Raw genomic sequence first — 15,615 nt, 5'->3', positions numbered from 1 at the left:
GAATAAAAAATGTCAGGACATAGCAAATGGTCGACAATAAAGCATAAAAAAGGGGCTACCGACGCCAAAAGGGGCAAGCTTTTCACCAAATTGATAAAGGAAATTACCGTTGCTGCAAGGATGGGCGGGGGTGATCCTGAATCTAATCCAAGATTAAGGAGCGCATTAATTTCAGCCAGAGCCCAGAACATGCCAAAGGATACATATGAAAGAGCAATCAAAAAGGGAACCGGCGAGCTTGAGGGTGTCAATTACGAGGAAATCATATATGAAGGATATGGCCCTGGCGGTGTTGCTGTTCTGGTGGAATGTTTAACTGACAATAAAAATAGAACGATTGCAGAGGTACGCCATGCTTTTGGTAAAGCTGGCGGAAATGTCGGAACAGACGGGTGTGTTGCCTGGATGTTTGACAAAAAGGGGCTTATTTCTGTCAGCAAAGAGGATTCAGATGAGGAAACGCTGATGGAAATTGCGTTGGATGCCGGGGCTGAAGATATTAAAGAAGAGACCGATTCATTTGATATCATTACTGAACCTTTCGACTTTGATGCAGTAAAAGATGCCGTTGATGCGGCAGGAATTAAGTATGAACTGGCGGAAATAACCATGCTTCCACAAAATCTGACAAAGGTTGAAGGAAAAGAAGCAGAGCAGATGATCAGGTTCATGGAAGTTTTAGATGACAGTGATGATGTTCAGAAATTTTATTCCAATGCAGATATTCCTGATGAAGTGTTTGATTCTTTGTAACGCCGCATCGAATTTTAATATAAAAAAAGGAGCCATGATTTTTCAAGGCTCCTTTTTTATACGTCTAATTATTTTTTATAATCATAAATTTATCATTTTTTGAACAGCTCCTAAGGCATGTTTTCTGATATCTTCCGGCACCTTGATTTTTCCTGTTAAATTTTTCAGACTAGTGGCCAGGTTTTCCAGCGTAATTTTTTTCATATCCTCACAATACATTTTTTCAGAGGCGGGGTAGAATTTTTTATCCGGATATGCTCTTGAGATGGGATAGAGCAATCCTGTTTCCGTTCCCAGAATAAAAGATGTATGATCAGACTCCCCTGCAAACTTTATCATTCCCGAAGTGGATTGGATGCTGTCAGCAAGCTCAAGAACTTCGGGCGGGCATTCCGGGTGAGCAATAAAAAGGGCGTCCGGGTGGTTTTTTTTAGCCTTATTTACATCTTTTGCAGATAAGATATTATGAAAGGGGCAGTACCCCTCCCAAAGATGAATTTTTTTGTATGTATTTGCGGCAGCATATTTGGCAAGATTTTTATCCGGCGTCATCAGGATTTCATCGGCATCTATGCTGTTCACAACCTTTATGACATTGGCAGAGGTGCAGCAGATATCAGAGGCGGCTTTTACTACAGCAGGAGAATTGACATAGGTGACCACGGGAATATTCCCCAGCGCTTGTTTTTTTGCTGTTAAAGCAACCGGATCAACCATATCCGCCATGGGGCAGCCTGCATCCGTGTTCGGTAGAAGTATGGTTTTCTCAGGGGAGAGAATAGAGGCTGTTTCTGCCATGAAATGAACACCGCAGAATACAATTACGTCGGCTTTGGTTTTTGAGGCTTTGATACTCAATTCAAGAGAATCACCACAAAGATCCGCCATATCCTGAATTTCCGGGGGTTGATAATTGTGAGCTAAGATGACGGCATTTTTTTCTTTGGCAAGTTGTCTGATTTTTTCTTTCATTGTGTAACCTTGAATTAGGATTAATCCATCTCTATTATATTGACCCCGTAAGGCATTTTAAATTCGAACACATCAGGGTCAATTTTTTTAAATTGAATGCCGCTGAATTCAAACAGGGTGGTGTCATCATAGGGGGTGTACGTAACAACTCTTTCAATTTCACTGTTTTTTTGTGATATCCGGATGACAATCGAAGAAATATCGGGATTTTTTGTCTTTGCAGCCAGGTTAATTTCAACATAATCGGCCGTGATTTCTTTTAAGCTAATGGTATAATTTTTTCTGATAAGGGAAATGTCTGATAAAAAGGCCCCTCCTGCGCCTGATTTAAAAAATTGGGAGGCATCGCCTTTCATGACCTGGTTTTCATCCGGCCGAAAAATCCATAGTACTTTGCCATTGGTTATGATTTCATGGTGTTCGGGTTCCATATATTCCCATTTCATTTTTCCGGGATGACTAAAAGATGCTCTGCCGGATGCTTTCTCGGTGATATCAAGGGCGGCAAGCCTTGAAATCTGTGTAAAATTGGCCTCAAAGCTTTTACCGGAATATTTTTTTTCAATGGCATCTAAAATATCTTCTTTAATTATGTCACTGCCCGTGGCAGATGCGGTTGAAAAAAAAAGGCAACAGCAGACAATGGAGGAAAACAGGTTCAGGCTGATCCTGTTGAATATAGTTTTCAATTGATCTCCTTTATAAAGGCTATCGAAGAAGTGTTCGGATATCTTTTCGTTTATCTTGAGCATATATTCTTCGCAGCTTTGGCTTTTCAATTTTTCCGGTGGGATTCCTAGGGACATCACCAAAAAAGATTTTTTTCAATTGTTTGTATCGGGGCAGTTCCTGTTGAAATTCGATAATATCACTTTCACAAAGAATACACCCGGGTTTAACGCTGATGATTCCGGCAGGGATTTCCCCAAGCCTGTCATCCGGGATACCGATGACGGCAATATCTTTTATTTTTTTATTTTTTTGGAAAAAATTTTCAATTTCAACAGGAAAAACGTTTTCTCCGCCATAGATAATCATGTCTTTTTTCCGGTCCACAAGCCAGATAAAACCGTCTATATCATATCTGGCAATGTCACCAGTATGAAGCCACCCGTCTTTGAGTGCCTTTGCGGTTGCCTCGGGGTTTTTATAATATTCTTTCATTACCCCCGGGCCCCGTATGATGAGTTCACCTGATTCATTGCCGAAAAGCAGGTTCCCCTGTTTGTCTACAATCTTTGCTTCCCAGTCAAATCCTGGCAGCCCGATGGGACCGATTCTGTCGGCATTTTCAAGCCCTAAATGAACACACCCCGGACCGGTTGATTCGGTTAGGCCGTAGTTTGTGTCATAATCCTGGTTGGGAAAATATTTTTTCCAGTTTTCAATCAGGCTCGGCGGAACCGGCTGAGCACCGGCATGCATCAGACGCCACTGGGAAAGTCTGTGTTTTGAAAGATCAATTTCTTTGTTTTCAATGGCAATAAGGATATCATGGGCCCAGGGAACCAGAAGCCAGACAATGGTGCACATCTCTTCGGAGACAGCTTCAATTATCCATTGCGGTTTTACACCTTTAAGAAGGATAGATTTACCCCCCACAAGAAAACTGCCCATCCAGTGCATCTTGGCACCGGTATGATACAGGGGAGGAATACAAAGGAAAATGTCTTCACGGGTCTGTCCATGATGGGCATGCTCGATATAGCAGGCATGCTCAAGATTCCTGTGGGTTAAAAGGACGGCTTTGGGGTTACCTGTTGTGCCGCTGGTAAAATAAAGAGCGGCATCATCTTCGACATCAAGATCAACCTTGGGTGGTTCATCTCCTGATGCAGGTTCGATAAATGTCTCATATTGGATTGCCCAGTCCGGGCATGAAGAGGCAGGACCCGTGAAAATCCAGAGGTGAACGGATTCAAGCTTATTTCTGATGGATTCAATTCTTTCAATGAATTCTTCACCGAAAATAAAGACGTTAGCTTCAGCGGTATTTGTACAAACAAGGATTTTGTCAGATTCAAACCGGAAGTTTAACGGAACTGCCCATGCACCGGTATAAAGGATGCCAAAATAAATGGGAAGCCATTCAAGGCAGTTTGTCATCAATTGTACAATTTTGTTCCCTTTATGGATGCCCTTTTTTTCAAGGGCATTGGCAAACCGGTTGGAAGCCCTGTAAAACTCTTCCCATGTAATGGATTCTCTGGAGTTTAGAGAAGGCGTCCGTTCGACAAGTGCGGTCTTGTCTCTATACATGGAGGCATTTCTGGCTAAAATCTCAGTAATAATCATTTATAATTAAGCGCCTTTTTATAAATGTAAAAAATCCTGCCGCGCAACTATAGAACACGGCAGGATTATATTCAACAGGTTTTGTCTGATTTTATTTGGTTTTATTTATCTTTTTTGACCTCTTCGAAATCAGCATCGACAACATCGTCGTCATCCTGGACAGAAGCACCGGCATCGTCACCCGCAGCATCTTGGCCGCCTTGTCCATCTTGGGCTGCCTGCTGGTACATGACTTCGGCAAGCTTATGGGATGCTTGTGACAGAGCTTCGACTTTCTGTTTGATGTCATCAACATCGTTTGAATCTTTGGTCTGTTTCAATGCTTCAACAGCAGATTCAATATTCTTTCTGGTCTCTTCATCAACTTTATCGCCATGCTCCTTCAAGGTTTTTTCGGTCTGGTCAACAAGTGCTTCTGCATTGTTTTTGGTGTCAATCAGTTCTCTTTTCTTTTTGTCTTCGTCCGCATGCATTTCCGCATCCTTGACCATATTATTGATTTCTTCTTCCGAAAGGCCGCTGGCTGCGGTGATGCGGATGGATTGTTCTTTGGCGGTTGCCTTGTCTTTTGCCGCTACATGAACAATACCATTGGCATCAATATCAAAGGAAACCTCAATCTGGGGAACACCTCTTGGAGCCGGCGGAATGTCAGACAATTCAAATTGTCCAAGGGTTTTATTGCCGCCTGCCATTTCCCTTTCACCTTGGAGTACATGGATGGAAACAGCTGGCTGGTTGTCAGCAGCAGTTGAGAACACCTGACTCTTTTTTGTGGGGATGGTAGTGTTTTTATCAATGAGTTTGGTCATCACACCGCCAAGGGTCTCAATACCAAGAGATAACGGGGTAACATCAAGCAGAAGAACATCATTTACATCTCCCTGGAGAACACCTGCCTGCACTGCAGCGCCCATGGCAACAACTTCATCCGGGTTTACACCTTTATGGGGTTTTTTCCCGAATATTTTTTCAACACGTTCCTGGACTGCAGGCATACGGGTCATGCCCCCAACAAGAACCACTTCATCAACACCGCCAGCTCCCAATTTGGCTTCTTTTATAGCAATCCGGCACGGTTTTTCAAGTTTATCTAAAAGATCTGCTACCAGGGATTCAAGTTTTGCCCGGGTCAGCTTTACATCAAGGTGTTTTGGGCCGGATGCATCTGCTGTGATAAACGGCAGATTGATACTGGTTTCCGTAGAAGTTGAAAGTTCCATTTTGGCTTTTTCAGCAGCTTCTTTGAGACGCTGGAGAGCCATTTTGTCTCCCCTGATATCAATCGCCTGGTCTTTTTTAAATTCATCGGCAATATAATCAATAATTCTTAAGTCAAAGTCTTCCCCACCCAGATGGGTATCCCCGGAGGTTGATTTTACTTCAAATACGCCATCACCGATTTCAAGGACTGAAACATCAAATGTGCCACCACCTAAGTCAAACACAGCAATTTTTTCTTCGCTTTTTTTGTCAAGACCGTAGGCCAGGGATGCGGCTGTGGGTTCGTTGATGATTCGTTTTACTGAAAGGCCGGCGATTTTCCCGGCATCTTTTGTGGCCTGTCTCTGGCTGTCGTTAAAATAGGCAGGTACGGTGATAACCGCTTCTTTGACTTCTTCTCCCAGATAATCTTCAGCCGTCTTTTTAATATTTGCCAGTATAAAGGATGAAATTTCAGCAGGGCTGTGCTGTTTTTCCCTTAAATTGATTCGGGTGTCACCATTGGATGCAGGTTCAATTTTATAAGGAAGAATGGGGATATCATTCTGAATTTCCGTTGAAGTAAATTTTCTTCCAATCAGTCTTTTTACAGCAAATACAGTGTTTTCAGGATTGGTGACCGCTTGCCTTTTAGCCGTTTGCCCAACAGTTCGTTCACCGTTTTCAGAAACGGCAACAATAGATGGCGTGGTCCGCCCGCCTTCTGCATTGGTGATAATTTTTGCTTCGCCCGCTTCCATAACGGCTACGCATGAATTGGTTGTTCCTAAATCTATTCCGATTATTTTACCCATAACATACCCTCCAAGATATCTTTATTTTTCTTTATTTTTCTCATTTTTTTTTTCTACTCTTTTTGAGACAACAACCATAGCAGGCCTTATGAGCCTGTCGTGAAGAAGGTACCCTTTTTGAAGGACCTTTGAGACAGTGTTCTCAGGAAATTCATCGGTTTCTTCCTGGGTGACGGCCTGGTGGAAATTTGGATCAAACAATTGGTTCTCAGCCTCCACAGGCTTAACATTAAAGGTTTCAAAGAGTTTGATGATTTCCTTGTGAGTCAGTTTTACCCCTTCAACCAACCCGTCTTCATTTGAATTTTTTGGGGTAGAAGAGATCGCTCTTTCCAGGTTATCCACAACTGTCAGGAGTTGTCTGAAAATCGTTTCATTGGCAAATTTTTTAAACTCGTCCGATTCTCGTTGTTTTCTTTTTTTGTAATTTTCAAATTCAGCTGAAAGCCTTAATACGCGATCTTTTTCAGTCGCGAGCTGTTCTTTTACCTCGTTGACATCTTCCTTTTTGGCTTTATTCTTTTTGCCGGAATCAACTTTGGTTTTAGTTTTTTTGGCCTTTTTGCCGGGAGAATCCTTTATAGTGGTGTCATTTTTTCTTTTCTTTTCTTTTACCAATTTTTTCTCCTGCTTCAACTATCTCTATTCATTAAGCGTAATATATCCAAAATGCAATTCGAATTATGGCTGAAAAATAAGTCTGTTTAAAAGCATGTCAAGATATAAAATGCAGGCTTTGAAAAGAAAAGATCCGGCTGGCAGAAGGGTTAACGTAAAATTGCATGACCGGGATCGATCCACGACACAGAAGAGATCACTTATCGCTGCTTCCTTCCGGATCTGACGAGGTTCATGGCCTTCTGTTACGAGGCGACCGATCAGAATAATCCGCACCCGGCCTGCACAGCCGGAAGATGTATATATAATTGTTATTTATATTTTTTTCAAGCCCAATTTATTTTTTGCATATACACACAATTTGATACAAAATTTGACAAAAGTCACACAAAACACTAAAATTATTTTTGCTCATTTTTTTGTGGTTGAACCTCCATAATCAAAGGTGATTTTTCCATTAATATGAAAAATAAAAAGCCGACACAAAGATGGGAAGAGATATGCAAAAGATAAAAAAAATACTTTGCACGGCAGATTTGTCAAAAATTTCCCTTCATTTGCTTTCCTGGGGAGCTGAGCTTAGTTTCCGGCTTGATGCTTCTTTTTCGGTCTTTCATGCTATTGCCCCTCCCCGGGGTTCTGTATCCAGGCAAATTGAATTTGAAAGAGGTGGGGAAAAAAATGAAAAAATCCAGGAAGCCCATGAAAAAATAAATAAACTCATGGCAGGTTTTAATATCAAATGGGATTTAGTCATCGGTTATGGCGATCCTGTTCTTGAAGTTGCAAAAGTCGCCAAAAAGATGAAACCAGATATTATAATTGCGGAAAGTCATGGGTTGTCAGGATTCCAGCAGTTTCTAATCGGTTCAGTCATCGGGCGCATGGCACAAACATTTTCCCAGCCTTTTTTAGTGATACCCCCGGGTAAAATCGTTTCTGAAACAAATCATCCAAAATTGAAACTCACAAATATCATGATCGCCTGTAGTTTGCTGGAATCAGATTTCCATCTTAAAAAATATGCTTTGGCTTTTTTAGAAAAATTTAATTCAAAGATCTGTTTGGTCCATGTCATGGAATCTCCGGTGAACGAGGACGTTGTGGAGATCACTTCCGCACCTTATGAAGAAGCACAGAGACTTTCGGAAGAAAAATTGTCTGTAAGGCTGAAAAATTTCATGCCTGCTAAAACGCATATCCTACAGGGAATTCCAGGTGAAGAGCTGGCTTTGTACGCAAAAAGCCATAAAATAGATTTGATAATAGCAGGGGGCGATGATCACCCGGGCAGGATCATTACCACTACAACCGCAGCGTTGCTTCGTGATTTACCTTGCGCGGTGCTGATGGTTCCCATGAAATCAAATTAATTAATAATACCAGTTTTGGTAAAATCAATAATTGATGAGTCCGCAAAATTGGAATTTGGATGGTACAAAATGATATTAAAAACCGGCATTGTAAAAGGGGACATATTTTTAAAGCATATTCCCGGGAATGGTTGCCCTGACACACCCAAAAGGCTTACGTCCCTGTATTCCATGCTGAATGATTCGGATATGCAGGGTAATTTTGTTGATGTCAGGCCTCAAAAAGCTGAAAAAGAGGAGATTCTCCTCTTTCACTCTCCTGAGTATTTTGCAAAAATTGCTGAAACCAAAGGGAAAAAACTCATCGCATTGACTGCTGACACCCATGCATGTGAAGATACATTCGATGCAGCACTTTATGCAGCAGGTGGATTATTAAAATCCATATCGCGGGTAGCAGCAAAAGATTTAGATAATGCTTTTGCCTTAATAAGACCCCCCGGGCATCATGCGGAAAAAAGCCGGGCTATGGGCTATTGCCTGTTCAACCATATTGCTCTGGGTGCAATGTTTGCACAAAAGATTTTAAAATTAGGCAGGATATTGATAATCGACTGGGATATTCATCATGGAAACGGGACCCAGCATGCATTTGAAAGAGATCCCAGTGTTTTGTTTTTTTCTATTCATCAGGCAGGGCTTTTCCCGGGCACGGGAACTTTTACAGAAACAGGTTTAGGAAAAGGAGAGGGATATACGATAAATCTGCCTATCCCGAAAGGGTATGGCGACGCAGAATATACTGCAATTTTTGAGCGGTTGCTTGCGCCTGTGGCAGAACAGTTTGCACCGGAACTTATTCTTGTTTCAGCAGGTTTTGATACCCACAAAGATGATCCCATGGGGAGCATGCTTATGACGGCTTCAGGATTTGCAGGAATGGCGGCATCTATAAAAAAAATAGCCGATAAGGTATGTGGCGGTAAAATGGTTTATTCCCTTGAAGGCGGTTATAATTGCGATGCACTTTCAGAGGCTGTAAAAGCGGTTTTAAAAGAGATGGCTGGGATTACATGTTGTGATGTCAGTGCAATGGCTGCAAAAGCAAATAAAAAAAAGGTGGATTATGTTGTTCGGCGCTGCATTGACGTGCACCGGCATGTTTGGAATTTTTTTTAATAAGGTATGGTGCCATGAATAAAATTAAAATTATGGAAGCTTCCGTGAGAAAATGGGAAAGAATCATAGCTAAAAAAAGTTTTGACGGCGGTGTATTGGATTGCCCCCCGTGTAGAATATTTTATTTCACGATATGCATAGGATGTCCCATTGCCCAATATACAGGGAAAAAATTTTGCAAAGGCTCGCCTTATATCCCCTGGTTCAGGCACCAGCTGGAAAAGCATGACAAAATGTTCAAGAAGGTATATTGCCCGGAATGTGAAAAGCTTGCCCGGGATATGCGGGATTTCATGATTGAAATAAAAGATCATCTAAAAGAAAAAGAAGCACAAAAAAAGAGAGAAAAAGAGTGATCATCGCTGCACTGGTTTTCCTGGAAATTTTTTGCCTGTGCACAGGTGCATTTTTTTTGTTTTGCAAGAACGGCAATACTTTTGCAGAATCAGCTTCATATGCCATTATCACGATTTTTATGCTGCTGTCTTTTATACAGCAGATATCTTTTATTGCAGGCTATTCCGCCATCTCTATAAGTGCGGAAGCTTTTTTTCTTATTATTTCATTAGTCCTGATCTTCAGGCATCGTTCAGATGTTTTCAGCATATTCGGCAGATTAAAAAGATTTGGATCTGCCAACTCCATATTTTTTATTTTTTTGGGTTTGTGCTTTTTGTACATGGTGATCCATGCTTTTTTACCTGTCCCAAAAGAATTCCAAAATGAACTTTACACTTTAAGTATTTATACAAAGAATGGTTTTTTCCCGCTTGCAGCCGCTGCTGATTTTCCAGGGTTTTTGCCGGTTAATCATCTTATTCTATTTAATACATTTCTGCGGTTTGGCACGGCTTCCGGTACGGGGATTTTTTCTTTTTTAGCGTATCTTTCCATAGGGTTTTCCACCTATGCCCTTGCCAGGCGCTATTCATGGCATCCCACAGCATTCACAACAGCCATTTTGGTCATGTCCATGCCCAGGCTTGTTGTCCAGGCGCTGTATCCGGACACACAGGTCATTTCTGTTGCAGTGGCACTGTTTTGTATTCTTGCTATTTATCGAACGGTAGAGCTGCCAAACCTGGTGGATCTGATTTTATTGATCCTGGGACTCTTTTTTTGTATATCCGAAAATATTTCCAGCATGATTTTTGGTCCGATCCTTTTGGCTTTGTCTTGTGTGGTTCTTTTCAGGAGACATGGCATTATCACATGGAAAAGCATTTTAAGGAAAAATTATTATGCCTTTTTTGCTGTTGTGCCTGTTGTGATTTTTTCGCAATTCTGGCTTTTTTTATGTAATCATTTTTATAAAGATTCCTGGTCGGGCTCATTTGCCGGTATTTCTTTCAATAACGATGGAATACAGGGAGCCCTGGCAAATTTTATACGGTATATCCTTGAAAGTTTTTATTTTACAGGAGCAATAGACATATTTTTTGAAAGGGTTTTTAACTGGAATATGGCACAAGCTCTTGAGTCGCTTTATGATTTTGGGGTAAGGCCTTTTTTGGGTGAAAGCGGTGCTGCCCAAGCATTTCATTTAATATGGAGGCCAAATGAAATGTTCTCATTCGGACCTGTTGGATTCTTCCTGGTGATTCCAGCCTTATTTTATGCAGTGGTAAAGGGTCCCCGCAGGCTAAAAGCTGTTGCCATAGCCTTTGTCAGTTATTTTTACCTGGTATCTTTGATCATTGCCTGGGCACCGGGCAATGCAAGGTTTTTTGAGATTTTTTATGTATGTGCAGGATTCAGCATTGCCTTTTTTTTTCCGCCCTGGCGACTCACAAAAAGAAATCAAAAAATTTTTCAGGCAGGTGGATGCTTTCTGCTGTTTTTCACGCTTTTGGCGGCTTCGTAAGGCATATCCCGGAACTCGGAAAGAGCATGCAATTTTCAAGTAATTTAATTTTGTTAAATCAAGATGATAGACTGAGGCCATCGGAGCAATAGAAGAAAAGATACCCGAACGATAACTACACAAAGAAAAACGTCAAGAGATATATAAAGATTACTATAGCTTCTTACCTATTGACGCCCCTGTTCCTGTTTGTTATCAAAGCACACGTATAAATGCCGCCCACCAGGCAGACTTTTTTTAAAATGTCTAAAAGGGAGTTTTATCCATTATGCTTGACTCCAATTTGATTCAGGGAAATATCGATGAAATAGATGCTGCATTTCATTGTTTTGAAATAAAAGGTTCCGAGCAGGATATCCTTGGACTCCTGGCCATATTTGAACATGGCGATACGATTTCTTCCCAAAAAGTGATGAATGCCATTCGATCGGGTACTGATATCTACCGGGCACTGAAACATAAAAACCGGAAATTGAGTAATGTGTATGGGGCGGACAAAAAGATTAATGTTCGCATCGGCATTAGTACCGGAGAAATATTTGCCATGATTCTTGGCAATCATACTAAAGCAGAGTTTGCCTATCTGGGCAACTCTGTGAATCTTGCCTCAAAACTGGAAAGTCAGGCCAGCAAGCAATGCATATCGATTGATGACGAGACCTATAAACAGGCAAAGGGGCAGATTTTATCGGAACCCGAGATAATCACCATACCGGGCCTGGGAGAAATCTCTTCCCATAGGGTCCTGAGGCTTGCCCGGATGAATGAGAGGTCAGGCAGAGTGGAATGAAAGGTGCTCTTCCAAAATTGAAATTTTATTTTTAGGGGAAGTTTGTAAAGATCGGAGCTTATTGGTCGGGGCGAAGAGATTCGAACTCCCGACATCCTGCTCCCAAAGCAGGCGCGCTACCAGACTGCGCTACGCCCCGATTCCAACAATTAACACAATTGCATCATCTATCATTTTCAGATAATAAAGGCAAGGAATTTTGCAAGTTTGTTTCTCTATCCCCTGTGACCGGGGGGCAATCACTGATTAGGATACTGCGTTGTGCGGGTTTAATTGTTTTGTTGCCGGGTCCTGTGCTTGGAGTGATCCCCAATGCTGTGATGATAACAAATAGTAAAAAGTTTTGTTTGGCCAATTTTCTTGACACCACTATATATAAGAGTTATTTTAATAAACTTTGTGGAAAGGTACTTAAATATGCGATATATATTTTATATATTCCATATTTTTTTAATTATTTGAAGTAGTGTTTATAGCAGTTTAATTTTAATAGAATGAATACAGGAACATAAGACATGCAGGTAAAAATTGAAGATAAGAGCAGTGTGAAAAAAGTGCTCACTTTTGAAATTCCTAAAGAAGATGTTACCAAAGAGCTGAATATTGCATACAAAGAGTTGAAAAAGAAAGCTGATGTGAAGGGATTTAGAAAGGGTAAAATTCCCCGTAAGGTATTGGAAAATAGATTTTCAAAAGATGTTCATGCAGATGTCGCACCGCGTTTGATCCAGGAAGCATTTATTGAAGCCATTAAAAAACATGACCTGAATGTTGTCGGCGGTCCTCAAATGGACCCACCACAATTAGATCCTGAAAATGCATATATTTTTGATATCACTGTGGAAATAAAACCCGAGCTTGATGACATTGAATTTGAAGGGATTGCTCTGGAACAAACAAAGTATGAAGTATCCGATGGCGAGATAGAAAGCCAGATTTATATGATTCAAAAAACCATGGCTAAAAAAGAAACCGTAAAAGAAGAACGTCCTGTAAAAGAAAATGATTTTGTTCTGATAGATTATGAAGGTTTTTTAAATGAAGAATCTTTTGATAAGACACCCAAAATTGAAAATTACGTCATGGGAATCGGCCGAGACGGGGTTATGCCTAAAGAATTTTCAGAAAAATTGACCGGCGCAATCCCGGTACAGGATCTTGAAATAGAAGTGTCTTATACGGATGATTATCATGATGAAAGTCTGAAAGGCAAAAACATTGTCTATAAGGTGACATTAAAGGAAATACAAGAAGAAATTCTGCCTGAACTCAATGATGACCTTGTAAAAGATCTGGGAAAATTTGAAACCCTGGATGATGTCAGGACCTCCATCCGTGAAAACCTTGAAAAAGGATATGCACAAAGAATAAAACACGAACTTTCCGAACAGGTATTTCAGAATCTTTTGGAAAAGTATGAATTTGAAGTGCCTGAGGCAATGGTTGAAGGAGAGCTCAATGGCATTACAATGGAAGCAGAACAAGCCTATACAGCAAATAACACCACCCTTGAAGAGGCTGGGTTAAGTAAGGATATTTTAAGAACCCAGTATCGTGATGTGGCAGAAAAGCAAGCCAGAAGACATTTGATCCTGGATAAAATCATTACCCAGGAGAAGCTTGAGCTCAAAGATGAAGAACTGGAAAAAAGCTTTGAGGAAATGGCAGTCGGAATGAATGCACCTGTTGATTCAATAAAAAATTATTTCAACATGGATCCCAAGCAGTTGGAATATTATAAACATACGCAGCTTGAAAAAAAAGTCATTGACCTTATAGTAGAGAAAGGAAGCGTTACCGAAGTTGAACCGGCTGCTGTTGAAGAGGATGCAAAAATCAAAGAAGATAATGCATCAAAAGAAGAAAAAGACTAATCATTTATTAACGCGTACAAAATAATTAAAGGAGTTGAATCGTGCCTCTAATCCCAATGGTTGTTGAACAAAGCAATAGAGGAGAGCGTGCTTACGATATTTATTCACGCCTTTTAAAGGATAGAATTATTTTTATTGGCTCAGCTATTGATAATGAGGTTGCCAATGTTATTGTTGCCCAGCTATTATTCCTGGAATCAGAAGATCCTGAAAAGGATATCAGTTTTTATATCAATTCACCAGGGGGTGTGGTAACAGCAGGATTGGCCATCTATGACACCATACAATATATAAAACCTGATGTGGCTACCGTATGTATTGGACAGGCCGCCAGCATGGGGGCACTCTTGCTGACTGCAGGTGCAAAAGACAAAAGATTTGCATTGCCCAATGCCAGGATAATGATTCACCAGCCACTTGGAGGTGCCCAGGGACAGGCCACTGACATTAAAATCCAGGCCAATGAGATTTTAAGGATGAAGGATACATTAAATGAAATTTTATCCACTCACACCGGCCAGGATATTGAAAAAATATCAGAAGATACAGACAGAGATTTTTTTATGTCAGCTGTGGAAGCCATGGAATATGGTATTATAGACAGGGTTGTTACTGATAGAAGCGAGCTGGAAGATAAGTCAGACGACCCTTCAAAGGAGTAGTTTAATTATGGCTCGGAAAGATGAAGACAAAGATCAGTTTTTTTGTTCTTTTTGCGGTAAAAATCAGAAAGAGGTTAAAAAGCTGATTGCAGGTCCAAGTGTTTATATTTGTAATGAATGTATTAAATTGTGCGGCGAGATTGTTGAGGATGAAGACAAAGAAAAGCAAGCCGACGAGAATGGATTAAAGGATTTTTTAACACCCAGGCAGATAAAAAAATTGCTTGATGCTTATGTCATTGAACAGGATCGAGCCAAAAAAGTTCTTTCTGTGGCGGTTTATAATCATTATAAACGGTTGACTTCAACCATGGAAAAGAAAGATGATGATGTGGAAATTCAAAAGAGTAATATCCTTATCATCGGCCCCACCGGATGCGGGAAGACACTTCTGGCTCAGACCCTTGCCAGATTTTTGGATGTTCCCTTTGCCATTGCAGATGCAACGGCATTAACCGAAGCCGGTTACGTCGGGGAAGATGTTGAAAATATTGTGCTCTCCCTTGTCCAGAATGCAGACTATGATGTTGAAAAAGCCCAGAAAGGTATTATTTATATTGATGAGATCGATAAAATATCCCAGCGCGGTGACAATCCATCTATTACCCGGGATGTTTCAGGAGAAGGCGTTCAACAGGCCCTTTTAAAAATTATAGAGGGTACGGTTGCCAGTATCCCGCCAAAAGGGGGGAGAAAACATCCCCAGCAGGACTATGTAAAGGTTGATACATCCAATATCCTTTTTATTTGCGGGGGTACATTTACCGGGCTTGAAAAGGTAATTGAAAGAAGAATTACTAAGAAAACCATGGGCTTTGGTGCTAAAATTGTCGGTAAAAAGGATAAAAATATTGGAGAACTTCTTGAACAGCTCAAGCCCGAGGATTTGATAAAATTTGGTCTTATACCGGAGTTTTTAGGCCGTCTGCCCATTATTACATCTATTGGTGAACTGAATAAGAACTCATTGGTTAAAATTTTGACCGAACCAAAGAATGCGCTTGTCAAACAATACCAGGAGTTATTGAATATTGAAGGCGTGGAACTTCAGTTCACGGATGAAGCCCTTGAGGCCATGGCAAAAGAAGCGGTACAAAGAAAGTCAGGCGCAAGGGGACTTCGTGCCATTATGGAAGAAACCATGTTGGATATCATGTATGAAATTCCTTCAAAAGAGAATGTTAGAGAGTGTGTGATTGGTGAAGAAGTAGTATTAAAGAACGAAGATCCGATACTGCTTTATGAGCAGTCTAAAAAGCAGGCTTGAAAATAAAGAG

Annotated in this window: 14 protein-coding genes, 1 tRNA gene and 1 other RNA gene; 9 read left to right on the top strand and 7 right to left on the bottom strand. The window is 40.8% G+C overall.

The annotated features are described in order from the left end of the window. Nucleotides 1-9 precede the first annotated feature (9 nt). Nucleotides 10-753 (top strand): YebC/PmpR family DNA-binding transcriptional regulator, encoded by a 744-nt coding sequence (locus HGJ91_RS14740; protein ID WP_291348584.1) that lies wholly within the window; start codon nucleotides 10-12, stop codon nucleotides 751-753. Between the two features lie 81 nt (nucleotides 754-834). Here the strand turns inward: HGJ91_RS14740 and nadA are convergent, their stop codons facing one another. From nadA to ffs, 6 genes are all read right to left on the bottom strand, one after another. Continuing rightward, entirely contained in the window at nucleotides 835-1,725 is an 891-nt protein-coding gene (gene nadA, locus HGJ91_RS14735; RefSeq protein ID WP_291348583.1) for a quinolinate synthase NadA, read from the bottom strand. A 20-nt stretch (nucleotides 1,726-1,745) separates the two neighbouring features. Next, complete coding sequence (locus HGJ91_RS14730) at nucleotides 1,746-2,414, bottom strand: outer membrane lipoprotein carrier protein LolA (protein WP_291348582.1); 669 nt, start codon at nucleotides 2,412-2,414, stop codon at nucleotides 1,746-1,748. Nucleotides 2,415-2,433: 19 nt separating this feature from the next. Then, on the bottom strand, nucleotides 2,434-4,020 hold the full coding sequence (locus HGJ91_RS14725) for a class I adenylate-forming enzyme family protein (RefSeq protein WP_291348581.1): 1,587 nt from the start codon (nucleotides 4,018-4,020) through the stop codon (nucleotides 2,434-2,436). Between the two features lie 101 nt (nucleotides 4,021-4,121). After that, nucleotides 4,122-6,038, bottom strand: a complete 1,917-nt coding sequence (dnaK, locus tag HGJ91_RS14720; RefSeq protein ID WP_291348580.1) for a molecular chaperone DnaK — start codon at nucleotides 6,036-6,038, stop codon at nucleotides 4,122-4,124. Nucleotides 6,039-6,059: 21 nt separating this feature from the next. Continuing rightward, nucleotides 6,060-6,656 (bottom strand): nucleotide exchange factor GrpE, encoded by a 597-nt coding sequence (gene grpE, locus HGJ91_RS14715; RefSeq protein WP_291348579.1) that lies wholly within the window; start codon nucleotides 6,654-6,656, stop codon nucleotides 6,060-6,062. Between the two features lie 165 nt (nucleotides 6,657-6,821). Continuing rightward, nucleotides 6,822-6,918: signal recognition particle sRNA small type (ffs, locus tag HGJ91_RS14710), an RNA gene on the bottom strand. Between the two features lie 238 nt (nucleotides 6,919-7,156). On the opposite strand from ffs, the gene HGJ91_RS14705 reads away from it, so the two are divergent. The 5 genes from HGJ91_RS14705 to HGJ91_RS14685 all read left to right on the top strand — a co-directional run bounded on the left by HGJ91_RS14705 (nucleotide 7,157) and on the right by HGJ91_RS14685 (nucleotide 11,802). After that, nucleotides 7,157-8,029, top strand: a complete 873-nt coding sequence (locus HGJ91_RS14705) for a universal stress protein (RefSeq protein ID WP_291348578.1) — start codon at nucleotides 7,157-7,159, stop codon at nucleotides 8,027-8,029. Nucleotides 8,030-8,098: 69 nt separating this feature from the next. Further along, nucleotides 8,099-9,148 carry a histone deacetylase gene (locus HGJ91_RS14700; RefSeq protein WP_291348576.1) on the top strand — a complete coding sequence of 350 codons (1,050 nt, stop codon included), beginning with the start codon at nucleotides 8,099-8,101 and terminating at the stop codon, nucleotides 9,146-9,148. A gap of 14 nt (nucleotides 9,149-9,162) precedes the next feature. After that, nucleotides 9,163-9,504: a hypothetical protein gene (locus HGJ91_RS14695; protein WP_291348575.1), complete on the top strand. Its 342-nt coding sequence runs from the start codon at nucleotides 9,163-9,165 to the stop codon at nucleotides 9,502-9,504. Beyond that, nucleotides 9,501-11,012 (top strand): hypothetical protein, encoded by a 1,512-nt coding sequence (locus tag HGJ91_RS14690; RefSeq protein ID WP_291348574.1) that lies wholly within the window; start codon nucleotides 9,501-9,503, stop codon nucleotides 11,010-11,012. The genes HGJ91_RS14695 and HGJ91_RS14690 overlap by 4 nt, the downstream gene beginning before the upstream one ends. Before the next feature lie 268 nt (nucleotides 11,013-11,280). Continuing rightward, nucleotides 11,281-11,802 carry an adenylate/guanylate cyclase domain-containing protein gene (locus HGJ91_RS14685; protein ID WP_291348573.1) on the top strand — a complete coding sequence of 174 codons (522 nt, stop codon included), beginning with the start codon at nucleotides 11,281-11,283 and terminating at the stop codon, nucleotides 11,800-11,802. A gap of 62 nt (nucleotides 11,803-11,864) precedes the next feature. Here the strand turns inward: HGJ91_RS14685 and HGJ91_RS14680 are convergent. After that, nucleotides 11,865-11,941 (bottom strand) — tRNA-Pro (locus tag HGJ91_RS14680). Between the two features lie 376 nt (nucleotides 11,942-12,317). Here HGJ91_RS14680 and tig point away from each other — a divergent pair. The 3 genes from tig to clpX are packed head-to-tail and all read left to right on the top strand — an operon-like array spanning nucleotide 12,318 to nucleotide 15,605. Beyond that, complete coding sequence (gene tig, locus HGJ91_RS14675; protein WP_291348571.1) at nucleotides 12,318-13,676, top strand: trigger factor; 1,359 nt, start codon at nucleotides 12,318-12,320, stop codon at nucleotides 13,674-13,676. A 41-nt stretch (nucleotides 13,677-13,717) separates the two neighbouring features. Beyond that, a complete protein-coding gene (gene clpP, locus HGJ91_RS14670; protein WP_291348570.1) occupies nucleotides 13,718-14,338 on the top strand; it encodes an ATP-dependent Clp endopeptidase proteolytic subunit ClpP in 621 nt (206 codons plus the stop codon). Between the two features lie 7 nt (nucleotides 14,339-14,345). Then, nucleotides 14,346-15,605: an ATP-dependent Clp protease ATP-binding subunit ClpX gene (gene clpX, locus HGJ91_RS14665; protein ID WP_291348569.1), complete on the top strand. Its 1,260-nt coding sequence runs from the start codon at nucleotides 14,346-14,348 to the stop codon at nucleotides 15,603-15,605. Nucleotides 15,606-15,615: the final 10 nt, after the last annotated feature.

It is taken from the genome of Desulfobacula sp., assembly GCF_014237455.1.
Taxonomy (GTDB): domain Bacteria; phylum Desulfobacterota; class Desulfobacteria; order Desulfobacterales; family Desulfobacteraceae; genus Desulfobacula.
Note: the sequence above shows the minus strand (reverse complement) of the source record. Positions and strands in the feature narration are given on the sequence as shown.

Bases quoted from the DNA above. Each gene is read 5' to 3' on its own strand.
- HGJ91_RS14740 (WP_291348584.1), top strand. From the start codon at position 10: ATGTCAGGACATAGCAAATGGTCGACAATAAAGCATAAAAAAGGGGCT.
- nadA (WP_291348583.1), bottom strand. From the start codon at position 1,725: ATGAAAGAAAAAATCAGACAACTTGCCAAAGAAAAAAATGCCGTCATC.
- HGJ91_RS14725 (WP_291348581.1), bottom strand. From the start codon at position 4,020: ATGATTATTACTGAGATTTTAGCCAGAAATGCCTCCATGTATAGAGAC.
- dnaK (WP_291348580.1), bottom strand. From the start codon at position 6,038: ATGGGTAAAATAATCGGAATAGATTTAGGAACAACCAATTCATGCGTA.
- HGJ91_RS14705 (WP_291348578.1), top strand. From the start codon at position 7,157: ATGCAAAAGATAAAAAAAATACTTTGCACGGCAGATTTGTCAAAAATT.
- HGJ91_RS14700 (WP_291348576.1), top strand. From the start codon at position 8,099: ATGATATTAAAAACCGGCATTGTAAAAGGGGACATATTTTTAAAGCAT.
- HGJ91_RS14695 (WP_291348575.1), top strand. From the start codon at position 9,163: ATGAATAAAATTAAAATTATGGAAGCTTCCGTGAGAAAATGGGAAAGA.
- HGJ91_RS14685 (WP_291348573.1), top strand. From the start codon at position 11,281: ATGCTTGACTCCAATTTGATTCAGGGAAATATCGATGAAATAGATGCT.
- tig (WP_291348571.1), top strand. From the start codon at position 12,318: ATGCAGGTAAAAATTGAAGATAAGAGCAGTGTGAAAAAAGTGCTCACT.
- clpX (WP_291348569.1), top strand. From the start codon at position 14,346: ATGGCTCGGAAAGATGAAGACAAAGATCAGTTTTTTTGTTCTTTTTGC.